The sequence below is a fragment of the Alkanindiges illinoisensis genome (genome assembly GCF_004377485.1).
Lineage (GTDB): Bacteria > Pseudomonadota > Gammaproteobacteria > Pseudomonadales > Moraxellaceae > Alkanindiges > Alkanindiges illinoisensis_A.
The window spans coordinates 1-7,773 of record NZ_SNTY01000043.1 but is presented as its reverse complement, the minus strand read 5'-3'; the positions used below and the strand labels follow the sequence as shown (position 1 = coordinate 7,773).

Annotated in this window: 12 protein-coding genes; 10 read left to right on the top strand and 2 right to left on the bottom strand. The window is 42.9% G+C overall.

What is annotated here, in order from left to right:
* Together E2B99_RS14625 and E2B99_RS10155 are read left to right on the top strand one after the other, a co-directional pair.
* On the top strand, positions 1 to 194 hold a 194-nt coding region (locus E2B99_RS14625), incomplete at its 5' end, for a hypothetical protein (protein WP_166739035.1).
* A gap of 48 nt (positions 195 to 242) precedes the next feature.
* A complete protein-coding gene (locus tag E2B99_RS10155; protein ID WP_134244849.1) occupies positions 243 to 440 on the top strand; it encodes a hypothetical protein in 198 nt (65 codons plus the stop codon).
* A gap of 147 nt (positions 441 to 587) precedes the next feature.
* Here E2B99_RS10155 and E2B99_RS10150 read toward each other — a convergent pair whose 3' ends face one another.
* Entirely contained in the window at positions 588 to 845 is a 258-nt protein-coding gene (locus E2B99_RS10150; RefSeq protein WP_134244848.1) for a helix-turn-helix domain-containing protein, read from the bottom strand.
* A gap of 112 nt (positions 846 to 957) precedes the next feature.
* Here E2B99_RS10150 and E2B99_RS10145 point away from each other — a divergent pair, with 112 nt between their 5' ends.
* From E2B99_RS10145 to E2B99_RS10115, 7 genes are all read left to right on the top strand, one after another.
* Positions 958 to 1,536: a hypothetical protein gene (locus tag E2B99_RS10145; protein WP_134244847.1), complete on the top strand. Its 579-nt coding sequence runs from the start codon at positions 958 to 960 to the stop codon at positions 1,534 to 1,536.
* A gap of 29 nt (positions 1,537 to 1,565) precedes the next feature.
* Complete coding sequence (locus E2B99_RS10140; protein WP_134244846.1) at positions 1,566 to 2,483, top strand: hypothetical protein; 918 nt, start codon at positions 1,566 to 1,568, stop codon at positions 2,481 to 2,483.
* 133 nt (positions 2,484 to 2,616) lie between these two features.
* Positions 2,617 to 3,297: a hypothetical protein gene (locus E2B99_RS10135; protein WP_134244850.1), complete on the top strand. Its 681-nt coding sequence runs from the start codon at positions 2,617 to 2,619 to the stop codon at positions 3,295 to 3,297.
* An 8-nt stretch (positions 3,298 to 3,305) separates the two neighbouring features.
* Complete coding sequence (locus E2B99_RS10130) at positions 3,306 to 3,980, top strand: hypothetical protein (RefSeq protein ID WP_134244845.1); 675 nt, start codon at positions 3,306 to 3,308, stop codon at positions 3,978 to 3,980.
* A gap of 88 nt (positions 3,981 to 4,068) precedes the next feature.
* Positions 4,069 to 4,599, top strand: a complete 531-nt coding sequence (locus E2B99_RS10125; protein WP_134244844.1) for a hypothetical protein — start codon at positions 4,069 to 4,071, stop codon at positions 4,597 to 4,599.
* 109 nt (positions 4,600 to 4,708) lie between these two features.
* The gene (locus E2B99_RS10120) at positions 4,709 to 4,936 is read left to right on the top strand and encodes a hypothetical protein (protein WP_134244843.1); all 228 of its coding nucleotides are present in this window, start codon (positions 4,709 to 4,711) and stop codon (positions 4,934 to 4,936) included.
* Between the two features lie 11 nt (positions 4,937 to 4,947).
* Positions 4,948 to 5,562 carry an HAD family hydrolase gene (locus tag E2B99_RS10115; protein WP_134244842.1) on the top strand — a complete coding sequence of 205 codons (615 nt, stop codon included), beginning with the start codon at positions 4,948 to 4,950 and terminating at the stop codon, positions 5,560 to 5,562.
* A gap of 74 nt (positions 5,563 to 5,636) precedes the next feature.
* Here E2B99_RS10115 and E2B99_RS10110 read toward each other — a convergent pair whose 3' ends face one another.
* The gene (locus tag E2B99_RS10110) at positions 5,637 to 6,161 is read right to left on the bottom strand and encodes a hypothetical protein (RefSeq protein WP_134244841.1); all 525 of its coding nucleotides are present in this window, start codon (positions 6,159 to 6,161) and stop codon (positions 5,637 to 5,639) included.
* Between the two features lie 199 nt (positions 6,162 to 6,360).
* Here E2B99_RS10110 and E2B99_RS14905 point away from each other — a divergent pair, with 199 nt between their 5' ends.
* On the top strand, positions 6,361 to 7,659 hold the full coding sequence (locus tag E2B99_RS14905) for a VENN motif pre-toxin domain-containing protein (protein WP_430981475.1): 1,299 nt from the start codon (positions 6,361 to 6,363) through the stop codon (positions 7,657 to 7,659).
* The last annotated feature ends 114 nt before the right edge of the window (positions 7,660 to 7,773 follow it).

The following is a 7,773-nucleotide window of genomic DNA, read 5'->3' as shown; positions in this document are numbered from 1 at the left end:
TTGTTAATGTTGCCTTTACCAGTGAATACACCATTTTAGACACCTATATTAATGGCCAGTCCAAGGCTGAAAGTCTGGATGCTTTAGGCAATATGCAGCATGAGCAAACCTTCCAGTATCCAACCACTTATGGCTTGGCCACTTATGATGTGATTACGGCCATTGGGACTAATCATCACGTGGTATTTTTCTAATACCACCACCTGACATTTTATCGCTTACCCTTTTTTAGAAATATTATTATGGCCAATATCAAGCAGCTCATTGAAGCCAACAAGAACAGCTATGCGCGTCTACGCAATCCCGGATCAGACACGCTCGATGAGCTGAAGAACTATAATGTGGTCAAGTACGCAATGGATGAGCGTAGTGATCATGGTGGACTGGCCTATTATAATCATGGAGATAAAACCCTGATTGTCGCGCATCAGGACATTTAACTAAACGGGACTGGCTAGTCACTGAGGTTCAAATCGCAGTTGGAGTCAAGGAAACTCTAAAGATTTAATCTAGTCTCGATTTAAGAAATCTTCGTAAAAAACTCTTTAACCAGTTAACGAATGGCTGAAACAAAAGCGTTTATTGAATTAGTTCTTATAAAAATTATTTCTAATTTCTTCGATTACTTTAATCGGATCAACTTCCAGCGCCTCACAATAATTTATAAATTCAAACATATCTAAACGACGATCACCAGTTTCTATTTTTCCAACGAACGAATAAACCACATTTAAGCGAACAGCAAATGCTCGTTGCGATAAGCCGAGTTCTTTGCGCCTTTGCACAAAGTATTCTCTTAACCACTTATGTTGAGGTGAATGTATTGATAACTTGAAATTGTTCATTGCATCTATTTTAGGTGCATGATATTTTGCAACTGTTTTGGGAGCAAAGCTTTTACTTATAATTTGTCAGAGATATTTACCAACAAAATTTGGTGATTGCAGGAACTACTTGATGCAAGTAAAAAATCTAATATTGTTTGGAGCCGCTGGAGCCATATTAGGCTTGCAAGGCTGTACTACCCTTGTAGATGCCTATAACCACGGTGGATACGTAATATCTACGCCAACCGATATGGTGAAGTATCACTCCCCACAGGAAGTCATTGATAAGCTAAGGCTTAATGGAAGAGATGGGAATGGTATGGAGGTTTACCATCGTAAACCGTATGCAGGCTATAGTATCGCTGGAAATTACTGGAATACTTACCCAGATGTGGCTAAGCGGGAGATTGCGCCTTATAAGCTCATGGAAAATCTCTGTATTAGTCAAAATGGATTCTTTAATCAAATTGCACCCAGTACACGCAGAGAATTAACACAAGATCCAGATCAGGTCACTAGAAGACCTGGCATAGAAGCAAAAATAGGTACCTTTAAGTGTTTAAGTGACACTCAAACCTGGTTTGTTTCTATTGAACCACAAACTGCTAAAGAATTTGATGAACCTACTTATCCTGCGGGGAACAGGGTAAATGCCATCATCATTATGAAAACCCGTGTGATTGATGAAGCCACTGCATTAAAACGATAAAAACCAATCTACTTTAGGAATAATTACTCATGTCCGTAAAAAATATTGTTACCCTTGGCATAATAGCCGGTTTAGCAGGTTGTGCCACACCTGAAAATATCAAACCTCAGGACATGAGCAAGTTCAACTCACCCAATGAGGTAATTATGGCTAAAAACCTCAATGGCAAAGAAGGCTTGGGCAAGGAATCCATCATAGCAGTGTATGCTATGTCAAACACTGTTGATAATTTCTCGGATGCTTTCCTGCCATGGGCTTATATGGAAAAGCTCTGTTTAAGTCAGGGTGGACATTTTAGTCAGGTAGCTCAAACAACCTTTAAAGAATTAAAAAAGGATGTGTATGAACTGCCCAGATATGCCATGGTCAGGGAGCGTATGGGCACATTCAAGTGTGCAAAAGCAGGAGGTGACTGGAACGTTGCCATTGAACCACAGTATTCCCGAATGAGCGGTATTGGCTCTACCACCATGGTACTTGTCACTGTCAAAACCCGGGTAATTGATGCGGTTACAGCCAGTGCCAACGCCCAAAGCGCTGCCAGAGAACAACAAATACAGGCACGCAATCAGCAAAGACAGCAGGAATATTATCAGGAACTGCGGCGCGCTGAACTTGAACGTGCAGCTAACCACCAGCGCTACATAGCGGCTAATCCACCCACTATTAATGATATCGGCCACACCATCTGTAAAGAAACCCAGTTGGGAATCTACACAGGCCTGATTGTACTGGGAGAGCCACAGTATAAAACCATACAAGGGATGGCAATTGGCAGTTTAGAGGCAATCTCTAATGACCGTAGCAATCTAAAAATCAATTTAAAGGGCTGGTTAAATGGCAATTCCATTGAATCAGGCACAAGGGCAATTTATAAACAAACGCCTTTGGAATCTGGCCGTGTGATCTGGGATAACAAAGACGGCTGGTATATGTGTGATTACTGAATAGACCATATTCATCATTTAAGGGCGTTGATCATTAGATATCTTAACTATGATCAACGCAAATTAATCATATTTATTTTTTCACAGCTCAAAATTTTTAATGATTACTGGGCAAGTTTATTTTAAAGCGGGAATGAAGTTTTTGAACAAGCATATAAGTGTTGCCATTATTTTAAGTTTAGCTGGCCTGATAGGTTGTTCAAAATCATCCCAAGCAAGTGACACTAATGAGGCCAGTAACAACAAAAGCGGTCAAACTTCATCAGACGCGCCTTTAAAAGAACCAAAAGTAGCAGCAATTGCGCCAGAAGATAACCCCGCATTAAAGGGAACACCTGTTCTGGGTTTTAAGCTTGGTGATTCTACATTTGATTCGGTTAAAGCCAGATTGAGCAATTACAACGTTCTGGATGGTGAGTCGTATGCTGGTGGGCCAATATTGGAAAATGATGGTTCAGGATTTGATATCGAAGGACTGCAGTCAACCAGCTTTGCCTTTGATGCCAATAACAAACTGGTGTGCGTATCCATGACCTTTAGTGAATCCAATAAAATGGGGCATGATACCTATCGCCAACTGGTCGCCTATGTCAAAGCACGCAAATATAAGGTCATTCGTGTCGTTGCACCTTTCGTGGGAAATCAGCTGACAGAATTTTCGACTCCCAACCATGATGTGATTAGTGTGAATTCACCGCATCTGGATTTTCATATTTACGTTGAATATGCAACGCAAGGATTTAATCGAGCCAGGGCACGCTATCAACAGCAACAGTCTTCTCAGCAAAAAAACAGGGAAGCCACCAATTTTTAGGCAGTGTAATGATGAAAAATTTATATTTTTTAGGGGCTTTACTAATTCCTTGCCTGGCACAGGCTGTCCCTGTTCAACTAGGGACTTATATTGGAGTAAGGGAAAAAAAGCTCAATATCAGTGTTTATCAACATGCTGGCATCTATCAATACCAGCTTATTATGCAACGTCCTCAAACTGGCGATATCCGCTTCATTGTGGCATCTGAGTCGAAAAGTATTGAAGATCATCAGCAGGTCATGTTCACTGTTCCAGACAATGCGTATGATGAAGAAAATCCGGCTAGCCTCTGCCAGACAAATATAAGCTTTTTAGGGAATAAGATTTTGGTCAGTGCTGCTTCTAACTGCAGTCTGGAAGAGCAGGGTTATAACGGTCAATATGCCTACTCGGAGCCATCCTCTGTTATTCCAAAAAAGTACTGGGGCAAGTGGGATGACTGTAAAGAGCCTGCATACATAAACAAAAGTGGTTTTTCATCGGATGGTTACCATCATCACGGGGTATTGGGTGTTGAAGAAAAAGGAAATATATTGGAACTTTACGGTTATACCATCGATGAAGGACAAGCCAGTGGTCAACATATGAACTTCAAATTTTATAAGAACGGTAAAGTTGATATCACTACCCACTATGACAGCGTCAGGCCCCGTATTCAAAAAAACCTGAAAAAGTGCACTTAACGCTACCGTTACTGAATATTCACGGACTAAATTAAGACATTTAAACTTCACTAACTTCGTTACTGTATACTGGCATTTAGAGATTATCATGGCACAGACGATCCTTCCCTTTTACAAAGAATTTGCTGATATCTTTGAAAAGCACGAAATCATCAATTGGCGAGCAAAGGATTTCTGGGAAAAGTTAGGGTTGCAACAAAGCTACGATGCGGAGAATCGTCGAAGAATGCTGTACAAGGGCCTGCGCCTCTTAGTCAAGGCCAACTACCTGCGGGTTGATCCGGCCAAATCAACCAAACACTGCCTTAGCTATGTAGAAACAGAGGATTTGATTCACTTAAAAGAATCCATGCGGATCTCAATTCTTACGCAGGCATTTGAACAGAAGAAAGCTGATTTATTAAAGCAACAGCGTGAAAAGAGAAGCAGTGAGTTTTTTCTGGGTGACCTGATGATTGAACATCCTCACCTGAGGAAATATCTGACCCCGATAACCGAGGATCTGGATCGGGATATAAAAATCATCGATTCAAACCTCCAGCTGATGAAAATGATCCTAAAACAGCATGACGTCGTAGAAGATGTAGAGGATCTGGAAGATGAGGAAGACCTGGAATAAGGCTAGCGATGATCATCGCCATTAAGTCCACCATCTCATCTATGATCACGTCGACCCGCATCGCTAATCCCACCCGATGGGGTGCTAACAACAACGTAGAGGTGTATTGATGAACAAGCAACCTTCGACCACAGGCATGACTCAAGAACAAGCGCGGGCATTAAGAGCACAGATGGGTGAACAAATGCTGGCAGACTTAATTGAAATTGCAGCGCTTGAAAACCAGAATGTGATGCGTATGCAGGTGGATGCGCACGGTGTGTTTCATCAGGCCGGGCCATGCCCCCAGTTAACCCCGCTTATCAAGGCAGCAAAGCAACGATTGAATCAGCATTAAAAGGCCTGTGTATGTCTGTCCCTACTAAAATAGCAGTGGTTGCATTTGATGTGTTTGGCACACTGGTGCATATCGGTGATAAACGCGCACCATATAAAAAATTGTTGCAGTGGATGAAAGAGCAGGGCCGTAGCCCACAGCCTGCTGATGCCGCTGTGATCATGTCGCAGCCGTTGAGTTTTGAGGACGTGGCAGCCCGGTTTGGCATGACCCTGCCTGATGATCTACTGGCAGCATTGTACAGCGATCTTGCTGCTGAACTGCAATCCATCAGCCTGTATCCAGATACCCTCTCAACCTTAAATCAGCTAAGCCAGACCGGTGTTAAGATTGCCCTATGCTCTAATCTGGCTCACCCTTACGGTCAGGCAGTCTATCCCATGTTGCCACGCCTTGATGCCTATGCGTGGAGCTATGAAGTAGGTGCGATTAAACCTGATCCACGAATATATCAGCACCTGATTGATCAGTTGGGATGTACAGCCGAGGAGGTGCTATTTATTGGTGATACCCCACTGGCTGATGTACAAGGCCCAAGCAACTTTGGTATGTCAGCCAGACTGATTAATCGTAAAGGGGGACAAATGCTAAATGAGGTTTTAAGTGACTTCGTTTGTATAAGTTAATGATCACCTAAAATAAATCAGTGAGATAATCCTTAAGTCCTGCCGTGTAAACTGTAACTTAAAATACTTAATACTCAACGGATTGGGTTAGCACATTGTGTGCCCAGTTGTTTTTTAATTTTGAGAAATTCTTTTAAATCAAACTTAAACCGATAGGTTTGTCCATTGATGCCAAGCACTTCAAGCGTTAAATGTTTTAAAGAAGATAACTGCTGATAAAAAATTGCATCATTAATGGACTCAATCTCAGTCTTTTTCTGATTTAGCCGGGCATGCACGGGCTGGCTCATGAGTTCGTCATTAAGACGATAGCGGATCATAGGCTCAATAGTAATAGGTAGTGAAATTGCTGACTGCTTTGGTTTGTTATCACAACTCATGACAATTTCTGCAGTGCGGTCAAGGAGGTGGTTATAGGCAGCCAATGAGTATAACCAACAAAGCATTACCCGGAGTGGCATTAATACCAAAAACATCACCATTAATAATGAAGCCGCACAGCAACAGTTAACAGGGAAAACGGCAGAGCAGATCAAGTCTGATATCTTAACCAGTACAACCACTGATAATGCCGGAGAATAGAGCGGGGCACTGGTCAATCACTTCGATAAGGATAAGGTACAGGCTGAGATTAATACTCAGGTTGGCGTGACCAGGCACTTTGATGAAAACCGCCAGGAAGCCAAGGCATAAATTAATGGTCTGATGGATAAGGCCAAATAGCAGTATGAAAATGGTGACATTAGTAATGCTGACTATGTAGCCAGACAAAAAGACCTGCAACGTTTAAGTTTAATTCTGGATAGTGTATCAGCAGGCTTATCAGCGCCGACTACGAGTGCAGTAGGAATCGCCGCAGCCACTTTAAGCCCAGCAGCCAGCTATGAGATTGGTCAGTACTTTAAAGGTAAAGATGCGGAAGGCAGTGCTGCCCATATTCTGGCACATACGGTACTGGGTGCAGCGGTTGCAGCAGCAGGTGGTAATGATGCATTGAGTGCAGGACTAGCAGCTGGTGGAGCAGAAGCTGCTGCTCCTGTGCTATCGCACTATCTGTATGGTAAAGACGCAAAGAATTTAACTGCAGATGAGAAATCAACCATCAGTGCCATTACTGGACTGGTTGCCTCAGGTGTAGGTGCCTCTACAGGGGATATTGGTAGTACGGTGCAATCGGGGCAGGCCGCACAAAATGCAGTGGAGGAAAATTATCAAACCCGGCAGACGTTGGCCATTATCAATAAAAAACTTCAGGCCTGCACACCCAGTGACCGAACCTGTATCACCAAAGCTGTGCTTGACTTAAGAGCAGCAGATAAAACCTTGGACGACGCCCTCAACCTTTGTGCCCAGACTGGCAATAGCGCCTGTGTTGAGGCGCATCTAAAAAATATACTCAGCAGTGACTCATCGGCTGAGATGAAAGAAATGGCACTACAGTTGCAACGATTAAAAATAGCAACCGAAGTGTCAGGCGCACTTAACGAAACCAATAATCTTGGCGCCGGAACAGCCAGGCAGATTGAGTTTCTAAGATATGCGCAAAGACAATGTCAGGGCATAACGTATGGGGCTTGCGGTAGTCAATATAATAAGCTACAGCTAAGCGCCGCACAAAAAGTACTGATACCGGCTAAATCTGCCGTAAAAGATTATATCGTTGGTGAAAAGCCAAGAACGGGAGCCAGCTATTATATAGCAGGAGTTGGCTATGTCGCAGCCGAGTTACTACTGCCAGAAAGTGGTACAGACCTGGCATTAACGGCGGTAGGGGCAGGTGCTGTCAAGGGGGCAAGTTTAGCATCGAGGGAAGCAAAAGCGGCAGAAGCTGTGCGGCAGAAACAAGTTGTTGAGAATAACTTTAATGCTGAAAATGTGGGTTATGGTAACGCAGCGATAAGAGACTTTCAGCCAGGTAAAACCCATCGAGCAGAAAACATCAATGCAGGGCAAGTAACGGATAGAGATGGGTTAGTGCGTGTGGATGAAAGATCAGTTAGCAAGACTCCAAAAACACTAAATGATCAACAAGTAAACGCCGGGCGTTATCCAACAGGTTATCCAGCATGGAAACCTGGTACTACTGATGTGTGCTGAGAAAACAGGAGGTTTTAACTTGGTAAACTATAGACACTCATCAGGAGTTTACCATGAGCAAGAAACAGAAGACTTACACCGCAGAATTTAAAGTTGAAGCAATAAAATTGATTG